The organism is Frigoribacterium sp. CFBP 8754, from assembly GCF_014841815.1.
Lineage (GTDB): Bacteria > Actinomycetota > Actinomycetes > Actinomycetales > Microbacteriaceae > Frigoribacterium > Frigoribacterium endophyticum.
Map to the genome: position 1 here is coordinate 91651 of NZ_JACYUO010000004.1, position 21180 is coordinate 112830.

18 protein-coding genes and 1 tRNA gene are annotated in these 21180 nt (G+C 74.3%); 9 read left to right on the forward strand and 10 right to left on the reverse strand.

Translation table 11 applies throughout. The features are described from left to right. Positions 1 to 21: 21 nt before the first annotated feature. Together IFT72_RS12300 and IFT72_RS12305 are read left to right on the forward strand one after the other, a co-directional pair. Positions 22 to 1461, forward strand: coding sequence for an LCP family protein (locus IFT72_RS12300; protein WP_371741288.1), 1440 nt, complete (start codon positions 22 to 24; stop codon positions 1459 to 1461). 513 nt (positions 1462 to 1974) lie between these two features. Next, positions 1975 to 2064 (forward strand) — tRNA-Ser (locus tag IFT72_RS12305). Positions 2065 to 2165: 101 nt separating this feature from the next. Here the strand turns inward: IFT72_RS12305 and IFT72_RS12310 are convergent. Beyond that, complete coding sequence (locus IFT72_RS12310; protein WP_185231250.1) at positions 2166 to 2795, reverse strand: Pr6Pr family membrane protein; 630 nt, start codon at positions 2793 to 2795, stop codon at positions 2166 to 2168. Between the two features lie 113 nt (positions 2796 to 2908). Between IFT72_RS12310 and IFT72_RS12315 the strand changes: the two genes are divergently transcribed. From IFT72_RS12315 to IFT72_RS12325, 3 genes are all read left to right on the forward strand, one after another. Beyond that, positions 2909 to 5518, forward strand: a complete 2610-nt coding sequence (locus tag IFT72_RS12315; RefSeq protein WP_192046618.1) for an ATP-binding protein — start codon at positions 2909 to 2911, stop codon at positions 5516 to 5518. Beyond that, positions 5515 to 6225 (forward strand): response regulator, encoded by a 711-nt coding sequence (locus IFT72_RS12320; RefSeq protein WP_192046619.1) that lies wholly within the window; start codon positions 5515 to 5517, stop codon positions 6223 to 6225. Before IFT72_RS12315 ends, IFT72_RS12320 begins: the two co-directional genes overlap by 4 nt. 138 nt (positions 6226 to 6363) lie before the next feature. Next, positions 6364 to 8313 carry an APC family permease gene (locus IFT72_RS12325; protein WP_056055491.1) on the forward strand — a complete coding sequence of 650 codons (1950 nt, stop codon included), beginning with the start codon at positions 6364 to 6366 and terminating at the stop codon, positions 8311 to 8313. A gap of 130 nt (positions 8314 to 8443) precedes the next feature. Here the strand turns inward: IFT72_RS12325 and IFT72_RS12330 are convergent, their stop codons facing one another. Continuing rightward, positions 8444 to 9490: a hypothetical protein gene (locus tag IFT72_RS12330; RefSeq protein ID WP_056052101.1), complete on the reverse strand. Its 1047-nt coding sequence runs from the start codon at positions 9488 to 9490 to the stop codon at positions 8444 to 8446. A 278-nt stretch (positions 9491 to 9768) separates the two neighbouring features. Here IFT72_RS12330 and glgX point away from each other — a divergent pair, with 278 nt between their 5' ends. Beyond that, the gene (gene glgX / locus IFT72_RS12335) at positions 9769 to 11835 is read left to right on the forward strand and encodes a glycogen debranching protein GlgX (protein WP_192046620.1); all 2067 of its coding nucleotides are present in this window, start codon (positions 9769 to 9771) and stop codon (positions 11833 to 11835) included. Between the two features lie 183 nt (positions 11836 to 12018). Here glgX and IFT72_RS12340 read toward each other — a convergent pair whose 3' ends face one another. Further along, positions 12019 to 12297, reverse strand: coding sequence for a hypothetical protein (locus tag IFT72_RS12340; RefSeq protein WP_192046621.1), 279 nt, complete (start codon positions 12295 to 12297; stop codon positions 12019 to 12021). 358 nt (positions 12298 to 12655) lie between these two features. Between IFT72_RS12340 and IFT72_RS12345 the strand changes: the two genes are divergently transcribed. After that, positions 12656 to 13129 (forward strand): DUF4383 domain-containing protein, encoded by a 474-nt coding sequence (locus tag IFT72_RS12345; protein ID WP_192046622.1) that lies wholly within the window; start codon positions 12656 to 12658, stop codon positions 13127 to 13129. On the opposite strand, the gene IFT72_RS12350 is transcribed toward IFT72_RS12345, so the two are convergent. The 5 genes from IFT72_RS12350 to IFT72_RS12370 all read right to left on the reverse strand — a co-directional run bounded on the left by IFT72_RS12350 (position 13126) and on the right by IFT72_RS12370 (position 17203). Next, a complete protein-coding gene (locus tag IFT72_RS12350) occupies positions 13126 to 14034 on the reverse strand; it encodes an aminodeoxychorismate lyase (protein ID WP_371741289.1) in 909 nt (302 codons plus the stop codon). The two genes, IFT72_RS12345 and IFT72_RS12350, sit on opposite strands and share 4 nt — an antisense overlap. Positions 14035 to 14339: 305 nt before the next feature. Then, positions 14340 to 14615, reverse strand: a complete 276-nt coding sequence (locus IFT72_RS12355; RefSeq protein WP_167257815.1) for a hypothetical protein — start codon at positions 14613 to 14615, stop codon at positions 14340 to 14342. Between the two features lie 94 nt (positions 14616 to 14709). Next, positions 14710 to 15726 (reverse strand): NAD-dependent epimerase/dehydratase family protein, encoded by a 1017-nt coding sequence (locus IFT72_RS12360; protein ID WP_192046623.1) that lies wholly within the window; start codon positions 15724 to 15726, stop codon positions 14710 to 14712. A gap of 114 nt (positions 15727 to 15840) precedes the next feature. Further along, the gene (locus IFT72_RS12365) at positions 15841 to 16734 is read right to left on the reverse strand and encodes a metallophosphoesterase (RefSeq protein ID WP_192046624.1); all 894 of its coding nucleotides are present in this window, start codon (positions 16732 to 16734) and stop codon (positions 15841 to 15843) included. Between the two features lie 37 nt (positions 16735 to 16771). Continuing rightward, positions 16772 to 17203, reverse strand: coding sequence for a hypothetical protein (locus tag IFT72_RS12370; protein ID WP_056052120.1), 432 nt, complete (start codon positions 17201 to 17203; stop codon positions 16772 to 16774). Positions 17204 to 17333: 130 nt separating this feature from the next. Between IFT72_RS12370 and IFT72_RS12375 the strand changes: the two genes are divergently transcribed. Beyond that, positions 17334 to 17750 (forward strand): YchJ family protein, encoded by a 417-nt coding sequence (locus IFT72_RS12375; RefSeq protein ID WP_056052123.1) that lies wholly within the window; start codon positions 17334 to 17336, stop codon positions 17748 to 17750. A gap of 84 nt (positions 17751 to 17834) precedes the next feature. Here the strand turns inward: IFT72_RS12375 and IFT72_RS12380 are convergent, their stop codons facing one another. Together IFT72_RS12380 and IFT72_RS16710 are read right to left on the reverse strand one after the other, a co-directional pair. Next, complete coding sequence (locus IFT72_RS12380; protein ID WP_192046625.1) at positions 17835 to 18224, reverse strand: hypothetical protein; 390 nt, start codon at positions 18222 to 18224, stop codon at positions 17835 to 17837. A 51-nt stretch (positions 18225 to 18275) separates the two neighbouring features. Next, positions 18276 to 19718 (reverse strand): GNAT family N-acetyltransferase, encoded by a 1443-nt coding sequence (locus tag IFT72_RS16710; protein ID WP_192046626.1) that lies wholly within the window; start codon positions 19716 to 19718, stop codon positions 18276 to 18278. Positions 19719 to 19884: 166 nt separating this feature from the next. Here IFT72_RS16710 and IFT72_RS12390 point away from each other — a divergent pair, with 166 nt between their 5' ends. Beyond that, entirely contained in the window at positions 19885 to 21093 is a 1209-nt protein-coding gene (locus tag IFT72_RS12390; RefSeq protein ID WP_192046627.1) for a VIT1/CCC1 family protein, read from the forward strand. Positions 21094 to 21180: the final 87 nt, after the last annotated feature.

Sequence of the window (21180 nt, forward strand, 5' to 3'; positions counted from 1 at the left end):
CGACGACCGAGAGGACCCTGCGTGAGCGATCCCCGCGACCGACGAGACCGACGTGACCGACGTGACCGCTCCCCGAGACGCGACCGCGCGACCGGGGGTCACGGCGCGGGTCGGAGCCGCACCACGACCGGGCAGGCCACCGAGACGGCGCACCTCTCGCGGCGAGCCGCGAGGTCGGGCTCGACCGGCATCGCGCGCCACGGCCGCCTCCGTGCGGGCGGGCCGGTCGGCGGCGTCGCGAAGATCCTCGCGGGGGCGCTCGCCGTCGTGCTGGTCAGCGGGGCCTCCGTCGGCGCCATCGCGGCGTACCAGGTGAAGAGCGACCTCGGCGAGGGCGTCGCCCTGCCCGCGGCCAAGGGAGAGACCAAGGCCCCCGAGGTGCCCTCGATCGCGGCCTACGAGGGCGGCTTCAACATCCTCGTCGTCGGCACCGACAACGACGCCTCACAGGACTCCTCGGCGTTCGGGGAGCGCGACGCCACGTTGAACGACGTGAACATCCTGCTCCACGTCTCCGCCGACCACTCCAACGCGACGGCCGTGAGCATCCCGCGCGACATGGTCGTGCCCATCCCGGCCTGCGCCCGCGAGGACGGCAGCGGCTACTACTCGGCGATGGCGGCCCGGCCGATCAACGAGGCCTGGTCGTACGGCGGCCTGAGCTGCGTCGTCTCGACGGTCTCGTCGCTCACCGGCCTCGACATCCCCTTCGCGGGGATGATCTCGTTCAACGGCGTCATCGAGATGTCGAACGCCGTCGGGGGCGTGCCCGTCTGCGCCGCGACCCCGATCACCGACCGCTACACGGGGCTCAACATCCCCGCCGGCGAGACCGTGCTGTCCGGTGCGGACGCCCTGGCCTTCCTCCGTACCCGGCACGGCGTCGGCGACGGCTCCGACCTCGGCCGCATCAGCAGCCAGCAGGTGTACCTGTCGTCGTTGCTCCGCACCGTCAAGAGCGCCGACACGCTGGGCGACCCCACGAAGCTCTACTCGCTCGCCCGCGCCGCAGCGAGCAACATGACCCTCTCGGAGGGGCTCACCGACGTGACCACCATGGTCCAGATCGGCAGCGCCCTGAAGGACCTCCCGCTCGACGCCGTGAACTTCGTGCAGTACCCGGGCACGACCGACGGCAGGGGCGTCTACGCCGGCAAGGTGCAGCCGACCACCTCGGTGGCCACGCAGCTGTTCGACGCCATCCGGGCCGACGTCCCGTTCGCCATCCCCGAGGGCAGCACGGGGATCGGGTCGGAGACGACCGGGACGGCCGCTCCGGTGGACCCGGGTGCCGCGGCTCCGGCGCCCGCCGACACCGCGACTCCCTCAGCTCCCGCCGAGACGACGTCCCCCGCGGAGACGACGGCTCCCGCGGCGCCGGCGGTGCCCGCCGAGGTCATCAGCGGGCTCACGGGCCAGACGGCGGCCGACCAGACGTGCTCGGTGGGGTTCGGCAACTAGCGCTGGCCGTGGCCTGCCCCGGGAAGTCGTCCCGGCGAGTAACCAGCTCGCCGGGACGACCCGGGTCTCACGCGGCGGCCCGAACCGGCACGCATGAGGGGCCCTGCGGCGCCGGGATCAGGGGTTCGGCGCCGCAGGGGGACGGAGTCGACGTCGCTGTCGGCGGGGGTGTGCCCACCGCGGGCGTCGGGTACGCTCGCGGAGTCGGGGTGGCACGCTGACGCGCTCGGGCAGCGGGGGAGTGTCCGGCAAGGGGTGGACGAGCTCGTGCTGTCGAGCTGCCGCACCTCCGCCGTCGTCGGCGTCAGGGGTACTCTATGTGTCCGCATAATGGCGGACAAGCCGGTCGTGGCCCCCAGGAGGGGGGCTTGCGGGTGAATCGCGGGTGAGAGACCACGGCCCCGGCCGGCCGTCGAGCGGCGGGGCACGCGGTGCGGGAGGCGCGGTTCGGCAGATCGCGCTCGGCCCGCTATGATCGTCGGTGCGCGCTGTCGTCCACGACGCAGCGCTCGAGGAGCCGTCGCATAGTTCGGCCTAGTGCACCACCCTGCTAAGGTGGAGTTCCCTTTGTGGGAACCGTGGGTTCAAATCCCACCGGCTCCGCTGGAAAGCCCCGATCGACCACCTCTCGCCAGGTGCCGACCGGGGCTTTCCTTCGTTCACGGTGGTCGTGTCCAGGGTGTCCGTGTCGAGGGTGGCCGTGCTCAGGGCGTCGGCGTGGTGCTCGTCCGGCGGCGGCGGCCGACGAGCACGACCAGCGTCGCCAGCACCGCCAGGGCGACGACCAGCACCACCAGGTAGAGCGCGACTCCGCCCGCCCCGCCGACTGCCGACGGGTCGTAGAACGGGTACGGGTAGAACCCGATGACCGCTCCGCGGACGAGCGAGTACACGCTGTAGACGACCGGATAGACGAGGCAGACCGCGGCCGCCCACCAGGGCAGGCGCCGCTCGGGAGGCCACACGACCCAGTCGACCAGCACCGCCACCGGCATCAGCATGTGCACCACGACGTTGACCCACGGCACGAGGGCCCCGACGTCGAGGCCGGCCAGCAGCACGTTGAAGACGATCCCGACGAAGACCATGGCGACGACGGTGCCGGCCCGCACGACCGACCAGGCGCGGGAGTCGGGGGTGCCGCGGGCGACCCTGATCGCCCCGACCGTGAACACCACGGTCGCGAGCAGGTTGCTGAGGTTCGTGAAGTACGAGAAGAAGTTCGCGATCGAGGAGTCGTTCACGAGCGTGACCCGGAACTGCGCGGCCACCGCCGTGAGGGTGAGCGCCGCGAAGACGAGACGGTAGACGATCGTGACGGGGCCGGGGCGCATGGGCCGACCCTAGCGCTCGACGTGCGTCCTCCCCAGGCGGACGCTTCGCGAGGTCGTCCCCGGCGCGACGGGCCCCCGACGCCCCGGTCGTGCGCGGGTGCGATGCTGAGCGCATGACACGAGGACGACTGCGGGTGCTGCTCGGCGCGGCACCGGGGGTGGGCAAGACCTACACGATGCTCGAGGAGGGGCGTCGGCTGCGCGACGAGGGCAAGGACGTCGTCGTCGCGGTCGTCGAGACGCACGGCCGCGCCGCGACGGCCTCGGTGCTCGGCGATCTCGAGGTCGTCCCGCGTCGCGTCGTCGACCACCGCGGCGTCGAGCTCGACGAGATGGACCTCGAGGGCGTGCTCGCCCGTCGGCCCCAGCTCGCGCTCGTCGACGAGCTCGCCCACACGAACGCCCCGGGTGGCACGCACGACAAGCGCTGGCGTGACGTGCAGGTGCTGCTCGACGCCGGCATCTCCGTGATCTCGACCGTCAACGTGCAGCACATCGAGTCGCTCAACGACGTCGTCGAGCAGATCACCGGCACGGTGCAGCGCGAGACCGTGCCCGACGCCGTCCTCCGGTCGGCCGACCAGCTCGAGGTGGTCGACCTCGCGCCCCAGGCGCTGCGCGACCGCCTGGCGGCGGGCGACGTCTACCCCGCCTCGCGCGTCGACGCCGCCCTCTCGAACTACTTCCGGCTCGGCAACCTCACCGCCCTCCGCGAGCTGGCGCTGCTCTGGCTCGCCGACGAGGTCGACAGCGCCCTCAAGGCCTACCGGGTCGAGCACGGCATCGACAGCCCGTGGGAGGCCCGGGAGAGGGTCGTCGTCGCGCTCACCGGCGGTGCCGAGGGCGAGACCCTCGTGCGGCGGGCGGCCCGCATCGCCGCGCGGTCGGCCGGGGGAGAGCTCATCGCCGTGCACGTCAGCAGCCAGGACGGCCTGCGGCAGGGCGTGCCGGGAGCGCTCGCGGCGCAGCGCGCCCTCGTCGAGAAGCTCGGCGGCACCTACCACCAGGTCGTCGGCGACGACGTGCCCCGGGCCCTCGTCGAGTTCGCCCGCGGCACGAACGCGTCGCAGCTGGTCATCGGCGTCAGCCGGCGGGGGCGCCTCGCGACGGCGCTCACGGGCCAGGGCATCGGCGCCACCGTCATCCGCGAGTCCGGCCAGATCGACGTGCACATCGTCAACCACGGCTCGGCGGGGCGGGGCTGGGCGCTGCCGCGCATCGGCGGTGCCCTGTCGCGCGGGCGCGTCCTCGCCGGCTTCGCCCTCACGCTGCTCGGCGGCCCGCTGCTGGCGTGGCTGCTGGTCGGGCACCGCAGCGAGGACGGCATCGCGGGCGACGTGCTGCTCTTCCAGCTGCTCGTCATCGTGGTGGCCGTCGTCGGGGGCCTCTGGCCCGCGCTCGTCGCGGCCCTGCTGTCGGGCGTGGCGCTCGACCTCCTCTTCATCGCGCCCGTCTACGAGCTGACGATCGCCGAGCCCCTGCACTTCCTCGCGCTGGTGCTCTACGTCGTCAACGCCGCGCTGGTCAGCTGGGTCGTCGACCAGGCAGCCCGGCGCAGCCGGGCGGCGGCGCGGGCCCTGGCCGAGACCGAGCTGCTCGCCACCGTCTCGGGCAGCGTGCTGCGCGGGCAGGACGCCGTGCAGGCGCTCGTCGAGCGCACGCGGGAGGCGCTGGGGCTGACGCGGGTGCGGGTGCTGCAGGGCGACGTCGAGCTCGCGTCCTCCGTGGCCCCGGGCGGGGCCGCCGGGGCGGCTCCGCACCCCGACCAGCGCTCTGGTCCGCCCCTCGACTCCGACTCGATCGCGACGCTGCCCGCGGGCTCGGGGGCGGCCCTCGAGCTGACCGGCGGCGGGCTCCAGGCCGCCGACCGCCGCCTCCTCGTGGTGGTCGCGGCGCAGGTCGAGGCGGCGCTCGAGCACTCCGCCCTGAGCCGCGAGGCCGGCCAGGTGGCGCCGCTCGCCGAGGTCGACCGCATGCGGAGCGCCCTGCTCGCCGCCGTGGGGCACGACCTCCGACGCCCGCTGGCCGCGGCGACGGCGTCGATCAGCGGGCTGCGCCAGGCCGACGTCGACTGGAGCGACGCCGACCGCGACGAGCTGCTCTCGACCGCGTACGAGAGCCTCGAGTCGCTCGCCACCCTCGTGACCAACCTACTCGACGTGAGCCGCGTGCAGGCCGGCGCCCTCGCCGTCTCGACCGACGACGTCGACGTCGACGAGGTCGTGCTCGGGGCGCTCGACGAGCTCGGGCTCGGCCCCGCCGACGTCGAGCTCGCGCTGCGGGCGTCCGTGCCGCCCGTGCGGGCCGACCGCGTGCTGCTGCAGCGGGTCCTGGTCAACCTGCTCGACAACGCCCTGCGGTTCTCGCCGGAGGGGCAGCGGGTGCGCATCTCGACGAGCGGCTTCGCCGACCGGGTGGAGGTGCGGGTCGTCGACCGCGGGCCGGGCATCCCTCCCGAGCGGCGGGGCGAGATCATGACGGCGTTCCAGCGGCTCGGCGACACCGACAACGCGACCGGCCTCGGCCTCGGGCTCGCGCTCAGCAAGGGCTTCACCGAGGCGATGTCGGGCACGCTCACCCTCGACGACACCCCGGGCGGCGGTCTGACGATGGTGGTCTCGCTGCCCGACGGCGACGGCCCCGGCGATCCTGACGGGATCCCTACGCCGGTGGCCCTCGCCGCGGCTCGGGCGTCGGGTACGGTCGGCGAGGAGGAGCCGTGAAGATACTGATCGCCGACGACGACCCGCAGATCCTGCGGGCGCTCAAGGTGACCCTGGGGGCCCGGGGGTACGAGATCCACACCGCGGCCGACGGCCGCGAGGCGCTCGACGCGGTCGTCGCGCACCGCCCCGACCTGGTGATGCTCGACCTCGGCATGCCCCGGCTCGACGGGGTCGAGGTGATCGCGGGCATCCGCGGCTGGTCGACCGTGCCGATCCTCGTGGTCTCGGGTCGCACCGACGCGGCCGACAAGGTCGAGGCGCTCGACGCGGGCGCCGACGACTACGTGACGAAGCCGTTCGCGATGGAGGAGCTGCTGGCGCGGCTCCGGGCGCTCACGCGGCGGCTCGCTCCCGGCGACGACGACGCCCCCGTCGTGGCCTTCGGCGACGTGCGGGTCGACCTCTCGTCGACCACCGTCACCCGGGGCGGCGAGACGGTGCGGCTCACCCCGACCGAGTGGCGCGTGCTCGAGCTGCTGCTGCAGAGCCCGGGCAAGCTCGTCACCCGCGAGACCCTGCTGACGCAGGTGTGGGGGCCGTTCCACGCGAAGGACACCGGGTACCTCCGCCTCTACTTCGCGCAGCTGCGCAAGAAGCTCGAGCCCGTGCCGCCGACTCCGCGCTACCTCGTGACCGAGCTCGGCATGGGCTACCGCTTCCTGCCCGACGAGACCCCCGCGGGGGAGGCTCGCCCCGAGTCCTAACGCGATCCTCACGCCCGCTCGGCTCCCGGCGCACCACCGGGGCTTAGCGTTGTGTGCGCGCGCCGTCCCGAGGCCGCGCGAGCGAGAGGTCCGACCGTGTCCACAGTCTCCGAGAAGTCCGGCAGGGACGCCGATGCGCTGGAACCGCAGCCGACCCCGGTGGCCGGCGCGCGCCTCCGGAACTGGCTGCTCGACGGCCTGACCGAGAACTCCGGCGCCCACCAGGGCCCGCACGCCGAGAAGGTGGAGAAGACCCACTCGTGGTGGCGCGTCATGTGCCTCACCGGCGTCGACTACTTCTCGACCCTCGGCTACCAGCCGGCCATCGCCGCCGTCGCGGCGGGGCTCCTGTCGCCGCTCGCCACGATCGTGCTCGTGGTGCTGACGCTGCTCGGCGCGCTGCCCGTCTACCGTCGCGTCGCCCGCGAGAGCCCGCGCGGCGAGGGCTCGATCGCGATGCTCGAACGCCTGCTGCCCTGGTGGGGCGGCAAGCTGTTCGTGCTCGTGCTGCTCGGCTTCGCGGCCACCGACTTCATGATCACCATCACGCTGTCGGCGGCCGACGCCACGGCGCACGCGGTCGAGAACCCCTTCACGCCCGAGTGGTTCCACGGAGCCGAGGTGCCGATCACGCTCTTCCTGGTCGCCCTCCTCGCGGCGGTCTTCCTCCGCGGGTTCAAGGAGGCGATCGGCATCGCCGTCGTGCTGGTCGGCGTCTTCCTGGTGCTGAACCTCGTCGTGATCGCCGTGTCGATCTTCCACGTGGCCGAGAACACGGTCGTGATCGGCAACTGGTGGCAGGCGCTCACGGTTCAGCACGGCAACCCGGTCGTGATGGTCGGCATCGCGCTGATCGTCTTCCCGAAGCTCGCGCTCGGGCTCTCCGGTTTCGAGACCGGCGTCGCGGTCATGCCGCAGATCACCGGCGACCCCGACGACACGGACGAGCGGCCCACCGGGCGCATCCGCGGCGCCCGGCGACTGCTGACCACGGCCGCCCTGATCATGAGCTCGTTCCTCATCCTGTCGAGCTTCGTCACGACGCTGCTCATCCCGCAGGAGGAGTTCCAGTCGGGAGGGTCGGCGAACGGCCGGGCCCTGGCGTACCTGGCGCACGAGTACCTCGGCAACGGCTTCGGCACGCTCTACGACGTCAGCACCATCTGCATCCTCTGGTTCGCCGGCGCCTCCGCCATGGCCGGGCTGTTGAACCTGGTGCCGCGCTACCTGCCCCGGTACGGCATGGCTCCGCAGTGGGCCCGGGCCGTGCGGCCGCTCGTCCTGGTCTTCACGGTGATCGCGTTCGTCATCACCATCGTGTTCGACGCGGACGTCGACGCCCAGGGCGGGGCCTACGCGACGGGCGTGCTCGTGTTGATCACCAGCGCCTCCGTCGCGGTCACGCTCTCGGCCCGACGGGCCCGGCAGCGCAAGCGCACGATCGGCTTCGGGGCCATCGCGCTCGTCTTCGTCTACACGACGATCGTCAACGTGGTCGAGCGGCCCGACGGCGTGCGGATCGCCGCGATCTTCATCGTGGGGATCATGGCGGTCTCGCTCATCTCGCGGGTGCGGCGGTCGTTCCAGCTGCGGGCGACGTCGATCACCTTCGACGACACGGCCCTGGGGTACGTGCGGGAGGACGCCGACGAGTACGGCTCGATCCGGCTCATCGCGCACGAGCCCGGTCGCGAGGTCGCCGAGATCTACAAGAAGAAGCTGACCGCGGAGCGGCGCTACAGCGGGATCCCGCAGCGGGCGCCCGTGATCTTCGTCGAGGTGCACCCGGGCGACTCGTCGAACTTCGAGGAGGACCTCGTCGTCACCGGACACGTCGTGCACGGCTACCGGGTGCTGCGGGTGACGAGCGGCGCGGTGCCGAACACGCTCGCCTCGGTGCTGCTGGCGATCCGCGACGAGACCGGGGTCGCGCCCGACATCTACTTCGAGTGGACCGAGGGCGGGCCGCTGTCGAACATGGGCCGGTTCCTGGTCACGGGCGCCGGCGAGGTCGCCCCGGTGACGCGCGAGGTGCTCCGCCGCGCCGAGCCGAACCGCTCCCGCCGCCCCGACGTGCACGTCAGCTAGCCCGCCGCCGCCGCCGCCGTTGCCGCCCCCGCCGCCGCCGTCCCCTGTCCCGTCCCCTGCGTCGTCCCCGAAGAACCCGCGATCGGACAAAACACCCCTGCGCGCACGGGTTCTTCGTCCGGAACGAGGTTCATCGAGGTCCGACGCCGTCGAACCTGGCACGGGCAGCACGAGCAGCGGCCCGGATCCGCCGGGGATCGAGGGAGACGCCGCCCGCCCTCAGCAGCTCCGCCAGCTGCTCAGGCCGGACCACGTCGACGTAGTCGCAGTGGATGACCGTCCTCACGTCGGGCAGGGCGAGGAGGGCGCGGTCACGTGCCTTCTGCTCGCGGAGCGCCTGGGCGGTCGAGCGGCCGGCGAGCATGCGACCGTCGACGAGCTTCTCCATGCCGTCGAACTCGAGCACGGCCCCGTCGGGGAGCTGGACATCGGCGCGAGCGACGACGCGCCCGTGCAGGCGGAAGACCTTCTGGAGGACGGGCTGCGCGACTCCCAGCTCATGGAGGGCGATCCGCAGCAGCGACTCGCCCCCGTTCTCGGCCCACGGTGACGCGAAGGCGATGATGCGCCTCGCCGCGCGCCCGCCCCTGTGCCCGGGCGGTCCGACCCGGGACACGAGCTCTGCTCGGACCTGCGTCAGCCTCTCGTCGACGTCGGGGCCATCGCGGTGCTCGCCCCCCAGCACGACGCGGCGGAGGACGGCGTCCACGCAGAGCACCCCCTCGGCGAACGACGCGGTCCTGGCCATGTCGGCTGCCGTCCTCAGCAGCGAGGTGGCCCGGACGCCCGCCACCTCGACGACGTCGTCGTCGGTGAGGAGGCCCGGCCGGACCAGGCACGTCGGCGTGCGCTTGACCGTCGTCCGGTGCTCGTCGATCGTGCGGACGATGTCATCGAGTCGGCGCCCCACCGTCGGGAGCCCATGGAGGGCGACGGCCGACTCGTGCGACACCGCGATGCCCGGGGACGCCCCGGCCACGCTGGCACGGACCGTCACGACGTGCCTGCCCCGCGCCTCCAACGCTGTCCAGTCGGCGAGGTCGACGTAGACGCCTCGGCGCACGCGGTGCAGCAGGCCACGCTCGGCCCCGCGACGCAGAGCCCGAGCTTCGCGGGACGAGTCGCCGTGGGTCGCGACGCGCAGCAGGGGCAGCTGGGTGGGATCGGGACTGGCCATGCCCGAGTGTGCGCGAGTCGCGGCCGGGAGCGCCGCTGACGGGAGTGGCCCTGTGGACGGGGGAGGCGCCTCCCGGGCTGGGGAGGGTCACGGAAGAAGCCGGGATCGGACATCGCACCCGTGCGCACCGGGGTGCGATGTCCGATCGCGGGTTTGACGAGGACCGGAGGGGGGCGAGGAGGCGCGGGGCGGGTTTGAGGGGGCGGGGGGAGGGGTACGGGGGGCGAGCTGACCGCTCAGCTTGGCCCGCGCCTCCCGCGCTCCTGTACATCTGAGTGATGACCGCATCTCGTTCCAAGCCCTACCCCCTCGGCGTCACGCCCCTCGACGGCGGCGGCGCCCACGTCGCCGTGTACTCCGAGACCGCCGACCACATCTGGTTCTGCCTGTTCGACGACGACGCGGCCGACGGCACCCCCGGCGCCGAGCACCGCACCGAGCTCGTCGAGCGCACCGGCCACGTGTTCCACACGGTCGTGCCGGAGGCGCGGGTCGGCAGCCGCTACGGCTTCCGTGTCGCAGGCCCCTGGGACCCCGCTGCGGGCCTCCGCCACAACGAGCACAAGCTGCTGCTCGACCCGTGGGCCACCGCCCTCGACGGCACCTTCGACTGGGGCCAGGCCGTCTTCGGCCACGACATGGACGACCCCGAGACGATGGACACCACCGACTCCGCCCCCGCCATGCCGCGCAGCGTCATCGCCGACCGCAGCTTCGACTGGGGCGACGACGAGCGCCCGCTCACGCCCCTCGAGGAGACGGTCGTCTACGAGGTGCACGTGAAGGGCTTCACGCGCCAGCACCCCGAGGTGCCGGAGGAGATCCGCGGCACGTACGCGGGCCTCGCGCACCCCGCCGCGATCAAGTACTTCACCGACCTCGGCGTCACCGCCGTCGAGCTGCTGCCGACGCACCAGTTCGTGCAGGACAGCCACCTCGAGGAGAAGGGCCTCCGCAACTACTGGGGCTACAACTCCATCGGCTTCTTCGCCCCGCACGACGAGTACGCCTCGAAGGCCGCCGGCACCCGCGGCGGCCAGGTCGCCGAGTTCAAGGCCATGGTCAAGGCCTTCCACGAGGCCGGCCTCGAGGTGTGGATGGACGTCGTCTACAACCACACCGCCGAGGGCAACCACATGGGCCCGACCCTGTCGTTCAAGGGCATCGACAACGCGGCCTTCTACCGTCTCGTCGAGGGCGAGGAGTCGGCCTACTTCGACACCACCGGCACCGGCAACAGCCTCAACGTCAGCCACCCCGCCGCGCTCGCCCTCATCATGGACAGCCTCCGCTACTGGGTGACCGAGATGCACGTCGACGGCTTCCGCTTCGACCTCGCCACCACGCTGACCCGCCAGGGCGGCGAGGCGAGCGAGCACAGCGCCTTCCTCACGCTCATCCACCAGGACCCGGTGCTGAAGAGCGTCAAGATGATCGCCGAGCCCTGGGACACCGCGGGCTACCAGGTCGGCGGCTTCCCGGCCGACTGGTCGGAGTGGAACGGCAAGTTCCGCGACGACGTCCGCGAGTTCTGGAACGGCGAGCCCGGCGTGCTGTCGACCTTCTCCGACCGCGTGCTCGGCAGCCCCGACGTCTACGAGGACTCGCGGCGCTCGCCGCTCTCCAGCGTCAACTTCGTCACGGCCCACGACGGGTTCACCCTCGCCGACCTGACGATGTACCAGGAGAAGCACAACGAGGCCAACGGCGAGGACAACCAGGACGGCGAGAGCGACAACAAGTCGTTCAACGGCGGCATCGAGGGCCCGACCGACGACGGTGCCGTCAACGCGTACCGCGACCGTCAGCGCCGCAACTTCCTGGGCACGCTGCTCGTCAGCGCGGGCGTGCCGATGATCCTCGGCGGCGACGAGATCGCGCGCAGCCAGGGCGGCAACAACAACGCCTACTGCCAGGACAGCGAGATCTCGTGGTTCGACTGGGAGCAGGCCGACCTCGAGCTGCTCGAGTTCACGCGCGAGCTCATCACGCTCCGTCGCGAGAACGCCGCGCTGCGCCCCGACTGGTTCCGCTACGCCCCCGAGGTCGAGAGCGACGACCACGTGCAGGTGCGCCGGGCCGACGACCACTCGTTCTCGAGCGGCGACTGGCAGCAGGGCGAGAACAAGGCGATCACGTTCGTGCTGACGCACAAGGACGCCGACGCCTTCGCCTTCCTCACCAACGGCTCGACGAGCGTCGTCGAGTTCCAGGTGCCCGAGGCGCCCCACGGCGAGTGGGAGCTGGCCAGCTCGAGCGACCCCGACCAGATGGTCGAGGGCCCGGTGACCACGCTGCTCGTGCGCGACGCGAGCTTCACGCTGCTGCGGAGCCGCGCCTCCTAGGGGGCCTGCCGGAGGCGCGGGCCGGCCACCGGGGGGAGACCCCGGTGGCCGTGCCCCCGCCTCCGCTCCCGCCCCCCGCGTCGTCGGAGGGGGCACGACGAAGGGCGGGTGCCCGTCGCCGTGGTCGATCGAGATCGACCCGGCGACGGGCACCCGCCCTCCGTCGTGCGGCGCGGCGGCCCGCTACGCGGTCGCGGGCTGGCGCGACGTCTCGAGCCGCAGGAAGTCCGCGTAGGTCGGCTCGGCGACCGCGGCGGGGGCAGCGTCAACGTGCACGGTCGTCGGCTCCGACGACAGGCGGCGACGCTTGGGGTAGGGGTGGATGCGGGCGGCGGGCACGCGCTCGTCGCGGAGGTAGGAGCTGTCGCTCGTGACGTCGACGCGCGACCGGACGTGGCCGACGAGCTGCTCGGCCGTGAGGCCGGCGAGCTGGCGGGCGGAGGGGTGCAGCGGGGTGGTCATGTTCATCTCATTCCTGGCGGTCCTGCGAACGCCTAGAGGGGAACTCGGGGCTGGTGACGCCGCCGTGAATCGGCGTCGAGACGAGTGTGGCACGCAGATGTCTAGAGAAACTAGTTAGCGCCATGAACGTTCGCTTCGTGGATACCGGTGTACCCCGCCAGGACACCCGGCACCCTCGCGGGGCCTCGCCGGGGCCGCACGTCGGCCTCAGGCCGGACCCTCCCCGGGCTCGTCCGTCCGCTCGCCCGCCCGCGCGCGCCCCGTGCTCCGCGCCCCTGTCAAGGCCCGGACACCGCCGAGCCGGGCGGCCTTCATGGGACGGGACCGACCACCAGGGCCCACCACGAAGGAGGTCCCCATGAGCACCTCAGCTCGGACCACCACCGCCCGTCACCGCTTCGCCGAGACCCCCGTGCAGAAGGCCTCGCTCGTCGTCGGCGTCGTCTTCCTCGTCGTGGGGCTGGCCGGGTTCATCCCCGGCCTCACGACGAACGTCGGCGAGCTGCACGGCGCCGGCCACGGCTCGGGAGCCCTGCTGCTCGGGGTCTTCCAGGTCTCGGTGCTGCACAACGTCGTGCACCTGCTCTTCGGCGTGCTCGGCGTCGCCCTGGCCCGCGCCGTGCGCAGCGCCCGCCTGTACCTGATCGTGGGCGGCGTCGTCTACGCCGTGCTCTGGATCTACGGCCTCGTCATCGACAAGGAGAGCCAGGCCAACTTCGTGCCGCTGAACTCGGCCGACGACTGGCTGCACTTCGTCCTCGCGATCGGCATGGTCGCGCTCGGCCTCCGCCTCGGCCTCCTCCTCGGCCGCCGCGCCGCACGGCGCCGCTAGTCGCGCCGCGCCTCCATGGCGTCGGCGAGGTCCTGCGAGAAGTCGCGGTCGAACGCGACGGGGACGCCGTCGAGCGACGAGATCGGCGAGATCTGCCGACCGCTCGACGCGAGCCAGAGGGCGTCGGCCGCGCGGACGCTCTCCATCGGCAGCAGCTCGTACGCCGTCTCGTGGCCGAGGGCCTCGAGCGTCTCGAAGACCGCGGCCTGCGTCGTGCCCTCGAGGATGCCCTGGTCGGTGCTCGGCGTGACGAACCGGTCGCCGAAGCGCGCGATCAGCGACGCCGAGGGGCCCTCGAGCGCGTAGCCGTCGCTGCTGACGAAGATCACGTCGTCGGCCCCGCGGCGGGCGGCCTCGCGCAGCACGCTCTTGTTGACGGCGTACGAGAGCGTCTTGGCGCCCTGCAGCAGCCAGGGCGAGGTCTGCGCGACGTCGTGGCGGTAGCCGCGGTCGAGCGCGACCACGGCGATGCCGTCGCGGCGTTCGTGCGAGTGGTCGGGCATCGCGTCGGTGCGCACCCACGCGGTGGGCGTGCCGTCGCCGCCCTCGACGCCGCGGGTGACGACGAGCTTCTGCAGGAGGAACGGCGCGGGCGCGTGCAGCCGCGCCGAGGCCAGGCAGGCCTCGCGGACCACGTCGAGGTCGAGCTCGGGCAGGTCGAGCATCGCGGCGGACCGGGCGAGGCGCCGCAGGTGGGGCTCGAGGGCCTGGATCGCGCCGTCGGCGACCCCCAGCCCCTCGAAGACGCCGTCGCCCCGCGTCACGCCGAGGTCGGCGACGTCGATGACGGGATCGTGCGCGTCGACGACGTGCCAGCCCGTCTCGCCCTCGGCCAGGGGCGGTCCCCCCGCCGTGACCTTGTCGATCAGCACGAGGACGGGCGCGGAGGCGGGGGAGTCGGTCACGTCGTCAGCATAGGAGTCGCGGGTCGGGTCGGGCCAGGACCTCCCGGAGCCGCACGCCGAGCACCTGTCCGCCCGCAGCCCCGGTGGGTCGCTAGACAGCCTCGTTAGGCCGTCTAGCTAAAAAAGGGTGCTGATCAGCTTTTTCTGGGGTACGCAACCCCTGGTGGCTCCCAGTTCGACGCCGTACCGTGGGCTGTGCCCGCCTAGGCCGGCTCGTGGTTCCCCACAGGGTGCGGAGCTTCACACGCAGGGGCGTCTCCTGTGGGGGACCACCACGAGCCGGGGCCACGCGGCGGTGCAGCGGCCTACTCGGGCTTCGGGTGCCCCGGGATCGAGTCCCCCGACAGGTTGAGCTCGGAGGGATCGACCTCGATCTCGCCCACGTCGTCCGGTCCGCCGGTGCCCGGCAGGGTCTTCACGGCGTCGGAGTCGATCTCGTCGTCGTCCATCGCCGGCGAGTCGCCCGGCTCGGTCGACTGCATCTCGCGGATCGTGCCGTCGCTGCGCGGGCTGTCGAACGTCGGGTCGTCGGTGGTCTCGGTCGCCTCGTCGAGGCCCTTGGAGTGATCGTCGTTGGTCATGCCGTGACGCTACGCCGCGGTCGCCCGCGGGCGTCCGGGTGGTGCCCAGCCAGCCGCCGCGGCCACCAGCAGCCGCCAGCCGCTGTCGATGCCGTCAGCCGCTGAGCGGGTGCGAGCCGTCGTGCGAGTCGCGGAAGGCGACCGCGCGGGCGAACTCGCGGAGCGTCGCGTCGGAGCTGTGCCGCGGCGCCCAGCCGAGCACGCGGCGCGCACGGTCGGTCGACATGACCGGGATCTTCGCCGCGATGTCGAGCCAGCCCGGCTCCGTCGGCTGCAGGCGCAGCAGCCAGGTGACCGAGACGAGGGCACGCATCGCCCGGTACGGCACGGGCAGCAGGCGCGTGCCGAAGGCCTCGGCGACGTGCTCCGGGGTGACCACCGGCTCCGCGGCCAGGTTGAACGCGCCTCCGGCCTGTCGGTCGACGGCACGCCAGAACGCGTCGGCGACGTCGTCGGCGTGGACGACCTGCGACACGAAGCGCGGGGCGAGCGGGAGGAAGGGGAGGCGGTGACGCTGCATCCAGCGCGTGGGCACCCAGCGGCCGAGGAAGAGGCCGACGATCTCGCTCGCGGCGGCCGGCTGGAAGACCAGGCCGGGGCGCATCCGGGTGAGGGTCACCTCCGGGTGCTCGCGCTCGAAGTCGTCGAACGCGCGCTCGTTGGCGGCCTTCTGCCGGGAGTAGCTCGAGCGGCGCACGCCCTTCGTCCGGTGGGTCTCGTCGACGCGGCGGCGCTTGGGGCCGCGGCTGTAGGCACCGACCGACGAGGCCGCGAGCACGTGCGGCACGCCGGCGCGCACCGCCGCGGCGAGGACGTGGGAGGTGCCGGTCACGTTGGTGCGCCACATGCCGTCACGGTCGTGGCTGGGCTGCAGGGCCCAGCCCAGGTGGACGACGGCGTCGGCGCCCTCGAAGGCGTGCGCGAGCTGCGCCACCGCGACGTCGTCGCCGACGTCGATCGAGAACCAGGCGGCGCCCCCGTAGGGCGGCGAGGCGGTGCGGGGCGCCCGGCGGGCGACGCCCGCGAGCTCGGTCACCTCGGGCTCGGCCTGGAGCCGGGTCAGCAGGGCGGTGCCCAGGTTGCCCGTGGCTCCGACGACGACCACGCGCATGCGGGCTCTCTTCCTGTCCGGGGCGGGGGCGACGACGGCCCCCGGGTGCTGCGTCGAGCGTACGCCGGGCGCCTGGGCGCGGCGCGGGCCGGAGCACGGCCTGCGCGCGGGTGCTCAGCGCGGCGGAGCGGCCGGGCCGGCCTCCGCGGCGATGCGGCGCACCGCCTCCTCGTCGAGCACGAAGACCTCCTCGCCGTCGCCGCGGGCGTGCGCCCGCACCACGGTCGAGCGCACCGGGCCCTCGGCCAGCACGTCGACGACGAGGAAGGCCGAGCCCCGCACCGCCCGCTCGGTGCCGTGGGGCGCCGCGACGTCGGTCTCGTTCGTCACGCCCGGCGCCACGAGCACGGGCACCCCGGCCAGCGAGCCGACGATGTGGTGGTGGTAGTGCCCGGCCAGGACGACGCGGACGTCCGTTCCCTCGATCACCGCGCCCAGCGCCTCCGGGGCCTGCAGCGCCAGCGACTCGTGCAGCGTCGTCGGTGCGGGCACGGGCGGGTGGTGCAGCACGAGCACCGTGCCGCGCTCGGCCGGCGTCGCCAGCAGCTCGCCGAGCCGGGCGAGCTGCGCGGGGCGGAGCGAGCCCCAGCCCGCCCGCGGCACCGAGCTGTCGAGCGTCACCACGCGCCACCCGTCGAGGTCGGTCACCCCGTCGATCGGCACCTCGACGGAGTCGGGCGCCGGCCCGCCGTGCCCGTCGCCGAGCACGGCGCCGAAGCCCTCGCGCACGTCGTGGTTGCCCGGGGCCAGCACGACCGCGGCGTCACGACGGCCCGCCCACGTCTCGAGGCGCCCGCGCAGCAGGGCGTAGGAGTCGCGGGTGCCGTCGTCCGACAGGTCGCCCGAGCCCACGAGCAGCCGCACCCCCTCGACCCGGTCGGCCTCGGCGAGGACGCGGTCGAGCGCCGCGGTCGTGTCGACGACCCCCTGGTGCAGGCTGCCGTCGCCGGAGAGGTGGGTGTCGCTGAGGTGGACGAGGCGGAGCGCTCCCGCGGGCAGGGCGTACATGGGGGGAGCGTACTGCCGGGGGCGCTGTCGGGCGTGGCTAGGAGCTGAGCTCGTCGACCGGGCAGAGCCGCGCGTCGAGCAGGCGGCCGAGGCGGTCGAACATGCCGGTGACGCTCGCCCACTGGTCGGGGGTCGGCGCCGTCGGCTCGACCCAGAGGCCGTAGAAGCGGCGGCCGAGCGAGAGGGACTCGAGCAGGATCGTGCCGGTGAAGTCGGTCAGCACCGTGCCGTCGCGCTTGAGGTCGGCGGCGAGCACGAGGTCGCCGGCGTCGGTGCGGAAGCCGTTCGCGGCCAGGGTGCGGGCCGTCCTCGCCGCGGAGAGCCGGGGCAGGTGCGCGCGACGGGCGAGCGCCCCCGCCCGGGTGCGGTCGCCGTCGAGGGCCGCGGCGCCGTCGAGCCGGGCGCGCACGTGCGCGAACACGAGCGCGGGCTCGTGCACGGGGCGGGCGGCACGGTCGTCGGGGAACATGCGCCCAGCGTGGCAGCACAGCGGGCTCCCGGGCGACGCCCAGTTCGGGGAGCCCCGGGACGGGGGAGGCGCGGGTCGGGCCGCGGTCGAGCCGCGGTCGGGTGGCCGCCGACGCGGCAGGATGGTCGCCATGGACGACGCCACCCGCTGCCCCTGCCTGAGCGGCGAGACCTTCGGGGCCTGCTGCGGCCCGCTGCTCCGCGGCGAGCGGCCCGCCCCGACCGCCGAGCGCCTCATGCGCAGCCGCTTCACCGCGTTCGCCCTGCACGACGAGGCGTGGCTGCTCGCGACCTGGCACCCCTCGACCCGGCCGGGCGACCTCGAGCTCGACCCCGGCACCCGCTGGTACCGGCTCGACGTGCTCGGCACCCGTGCCGGCGGCCCGTTCGACGACGACGGCGTGGTCGAGTTCGCGGCGCACCACCGCTCGGCCGACGGCGCCGGAGTGCTGCACGAGGTCAGCCGGTTCGTGCGTGAGCAGGTGCCGGGCGACGTGGGCGGTCCGGACGGCCGCCGCTGGCTGTACGTCGACGGCGACGTCGGGTGACGCTGGCCCCGCGCTGAGGTCGGGTCGTCAGGCCCGGTGCGGTGTCGCGTCCGGCCCGGCGCGGGGCCGACGACGCGCCGTCCGTCAGCGCTGCGGCGCGCCGCCCTCGACGTGGCCGGCGCTCGCCGCGGCGGCGTGGCCGAGCGCGGTGGCGACGTCGACGAAGGCCGAGTGCGCCTTGGAGGCGCCGATCGCGCCGCCCTTGACGGCGGCCGTCCCGAGGTCGCGCGAGATGCGGGCGACGAGCCGGCCCTGGTCGTCGACGAAGTAGGCGAGCCAGAGCGTGACGTGGAACCCCTTGCCGGCCAGCCCGCCGAACAGCAGCGTCGTGGCGAGGTTGCCGCGGACGGCCTTGGTCGTGCCGTTCGGCATCGCCTCGAGGGCGAAGCCCTGCGCCTGGACCGTCGAGTCGATCAGGTGCCTGGCCGCGTCGTGCGGCCCGCTGAAGAAGTAGTCGTAGCTGCTCTCGGCCATCGTGGCCCCCCGGTCCGGCTGACGCGACGCCCCCGCCGGGCGTCGTCGGGCTCACTGTAGCGGCAGGCGCAGCTCCCGCTCGAGGGCGGTCGGGTCGAGGGGGTAGGGCGAGGTCGCGCCGGTCGGGGCGAAGCCGCGGCGACGGTAGAACGCGATCGCCCGGTCGTTGGCCTCGTGCACCTGGAGGAACAGCGCGTCGCCGTGCCCCCTCGCCCACTCGACGACGCCGTCGAGCAGCGCGTCGGCCACCCCGGCGGCGGCGCCCCGCGACGTCGGCGTGACGTAGACGCCGACGAGCACGGGGTGCCCGGGCTCGGGCAGGTACCCGCCCATGGTGCCGAGCCAGCGGCCGTCGGCCTCGTCGACCGCGGCCAGGAAGACCCCGGTCGCCGAGGTGCCCCGTGCCGCCCGCAGCCGCCAGGCCTGCTCGTCGAGGGGCTGTGCGGCGGCCAGCGTCTCGCCGAACGCCCGCGGGGTGTCGGCGAGCATCTCGAGCCGGAGGTCGCGCACCTCCCGCCAGTCGTCCGCGACCGTGGGCCGCACGGTGACGCCGGGCGGCGGCCCGGACGCGGGGCCCGGCGCGGCCGCCGCGGCGACCGGGTGCCCCCGCAGCGGCTGCGGCGCCGGCTGCCGACGTTGCTCGTCGCGGCACGGCGTGAGGATCGTGGCGCGACGCCCCCGCGCATCCGGCTCGGTCGCGTGCCCCAGCACCTGCAGCCGACCCGGGGCCTGGGCCCGCAGCGACGCCGTCCACGCGCACAGCAGGGCGTCGAGCAGGTCCTCGCGGTGCTTGTAGGCCCGGTCGACGAGCGGCGACGGCTCGTCGAGCAGGAGGCGCGACACCGGGTGCGAGCGCAGCTGCAGCGCCGGGGCGGCGGCCGAGAGCGTGCCCAGCCGACGCAGCAGGTCGTCGCAGACCGCTGCGCGGGCCTCGCGCCGCGCCTCCGGCGGGAGCGTCGTGTCGGGCCGCTTGTAGCGCGGCCGGCGCTCGTCGTAGCCGAGCTCGGCCGCCCCCACGAGCGTCGTGTAGGGGTAGCACTCGAAGTAGCTGGTGCGGCCCTCGGGCACGGGCTGCACGCCGTCGTCGAGCACGAGGCCGGCGCTCTCGAGGCGCTCGCCGAGGTCGCGACCGCCGAGCCAGGGCAGGGAGGCGCTGCTCGCGTTCGCCGCCACGTGCCACCGGCCGTACGACCGCGAGACCTCGCGCTCGCTCGCGCGCATGCCGGTCGCGTTCGGCACGAGCACCGGCGCGTCGATCGCGACCACCGAGCCGGGGGTCGCCCAGCGCAGCACCCACTCCTCGACGGCGTCGACGCCGCGCGCCCAGCCCGCGTCGAGCACGGTGCCGTCCGCGGCGACGACGGCGAGGCCGGTCTCGTTCGCGGGTCGCCCCGGCGTCGAGTCGCGCCAGGCGAGGTCGACCCCGAGGTAGCGCGGGGCGGGCCCGGCGGCCGCGGCGGGCCCGGCGGGGGAGTCGGCGGAGGCGCGGGTCACCCCGGTCACGCTAGTCGCGTCGTCGGCCGGTCACCCCCGGCGCTCGGGCCTGCCTCCCGGCCCCGCGGCCGGTCCGGAGGTCGTGGGGCGCGCCTCCCGCCGGCCCGAGCAGCGCTCCGTGACGGGTCGGCACGCGCGGGCGGGCTGGAGGAGGCACGATGAGGCCATGACCGACACGAGCGACCTCCGCCGCTGGCGCCGCTACCTCGCCGACGAGCGCGCCGAGGAGGCCACCTACCGCGACCTCGCCCGTCGCCGCACCGGCGAGGAGCGCGCCATCCTCGTCGCCCTCGCCGACGCCGAGGCGCGGCACGCGCAGCACTGGCTCGACCTGCTCGGCGACGACGTCGGGCGGCCGGTGCGCACCGACCTCCGCACCCGGGTGCTCGGCCTGCTGGCCCGCCGCTTCGGCTCGATCTTCGTGCTGGCCCTCGTGCAGAGCGCCGAGGCACGGTCGCCGTACGCGACCGACGCCGACGCGACCGACGCGATGGCGGCCGACGAGCGCATCCACGGCGAGGTCGTGCGGGGGCTCGCGGAGCGCGGGCGCAACCGCCTCTCGGGGTCGTTCCGGGCCGCGGTCTTCGGGGCGAACGACGGGCTCGTGAGCAACCTCGCGCTCGTGCTCGGCATCAGCGCCTCGGGGGTGCCGAACCGGGTCGTGCTCGCCACCGGCCTCGCGGGCCTGCTCGCCGGGGCCCTGTCGATGGGGGCCGGCGAGTACGTCTCGGTGCGGTCGCAGCGCGAGCTGCTCGACGCCTCGACCCCCGACGCGGCGGCGCGGAGCGTGCTGCCCGACCTCGACGTCGACGCGAACGAGCTCGCGCTGGTCTACCGGGCGCGGGGCATGTCGCCGGCCGACGCGGAGGAGCGGGCGCGCGACGTGCTGCGCGCGGTCACGCCCGTGACGTCGCCGTTCCGGCTGCCGGGCGAGGCCGTCGCGACGACCCGCGGGGCCCCGCCGACGGGCGACGGGGCCGACACGGCCGACGCCCTCCCCGGCGACGCGGCCGAGGCGGGCGGTTCCGGGGGCGCAGGAGGCGCCTCCCTCGCCCCCGAGGCAGCCGCAGCCCCGGACCCGGTCGAGCACGAGACCCTCGGCACCGCCCTCGGCGCGGCCGGCTCGAGCTTCTGCTTCTTCGCGTCGGGGGCGGTGATCGCCGTGCTGCCGTACCTGTTCGGGCTGCAGGGGCTGGTCGCCGTCGTCGTCGCCGCCGTGCTCGTCGGGCTCGCGCTGCTCGGCACGGGCGCCGTGGTGGGGCTGCTCTCCGGGGCGAGCCCGCTCCGGCGCGCGCTGCGTCAGCTCGCGATCGGCTACGGCGCGGCCGGGGCGACGTACCTCCTCGGGCTGCTGCTCGGCACCGGGGGGCTCTGAGCGGGGCCGCGCCGCGCCGCGCCGTCTCCGTCGGAGCCGGGCCCGGGAGGCACCCCGTCCTCGCTCGCGAACCCTGCCGCGGCGGGG

What these genes read in the sequence shown, in the direction of transcription:
- IFT72_RS12310 (WP_185231250.1), bottom strand. Translation starts at nt 2,795, where the DNA reads ATGCGCCCCGGCCCCGTCACGATCGTCTACCGTCTCGTCTTCGCGGCG.
- IFT72_RS12315 (WP_192046618.1), top strand. Translation starts at nt 2,909, where the DNA reads ATGACACGAGGACGACTGCGGGTGCTGCTCGGCGCGGCACCGGGGGTG.
- IFT72_RS12330 (WP_056052101.1), bottom strand. Translation starts at nt 9,490, where the DNA reads ATGGCCAGTCCCGATCCCACCCAGCTGCCCCTGCTGCGCGTCGCGACC.
- glgX (WP_192046620.1), top strand. Translation starts at nt 9,769, where the DNA reads ATGACCGCATCTCGTTCCAAGCCCTACCCCCTCGGCGTCACGCCCCTC.
- IFT72_RS12340 (WP_192046621.1), bottom strand. Translation starts at nt 12,297, where the DNA reads ATGACCACCCCGCTGCACCCCTCCGCCCGCCAGCTCGCCGGCCTCACG.
- IFT72_RS12345 (WP_192046622.1), top strand. Translation starts at nt 12,656, where the DNA reads ATGAGCACCTCAGCTCGGACCACCACCGCCCGTCACCGCTTCGCCGAG.
- IFT72_RS12355 (WP_167257815.1), bottom strand. Translation starts at nt 14,615, where the DNA reads ATGACCAACGACGATCACTCCAAGGGCCTCGACGAGGCGACCGAGACC.
- IFT72_RS12360 (WP_192046623.1), bottom strand. Translation starts at nt 15,726, where the DNA reads ATGCGCGTGGTCGTCGTCGGAGCCACGGGCAACCTGGGCACCGCCCTG.
- IFT72_RS12365 (WP_192046624.1), bottom strand. Translation starts at nt 16,734, where the DNA reads ATGTACGCCCTGCCCGCGGGAGCGCTCCGCCTCGTCCACCTCAGCGAC.
- IFT72_RS12370 (WP_056052120.1), bottom strand. Translation starts at nt 17,203, where the DNA reads ATGTTCCCCGACGACCGTGCCGCCCGCCCCGTGCACGAGCCCGCGCTC.
- IFT72_RS12375 (WP_056052123.1), top strand. Translation starts at nt 17,334, where the DNA reads ATGGACGACGCCACCCGCTGCCCCTGCCTGAGCGGCGAGACCTTCGGG.
- IFT72_RS12380 (WP_192046625.1), bottom strand. Translation starts at nt 18,224, where the DNA reads ATGGCCGAGAGCAGCTACGACTACTTCTTCAGCGGGCCGCACGACGCG.
- IFT72_RS12390 (WP_192046627.1), top strand. Translation starts at nt 19,885, where the DNA reads ATGACCGACACGAGCGACCTCCGCCGCTGGCGCCGCTACCTCGCCGAC.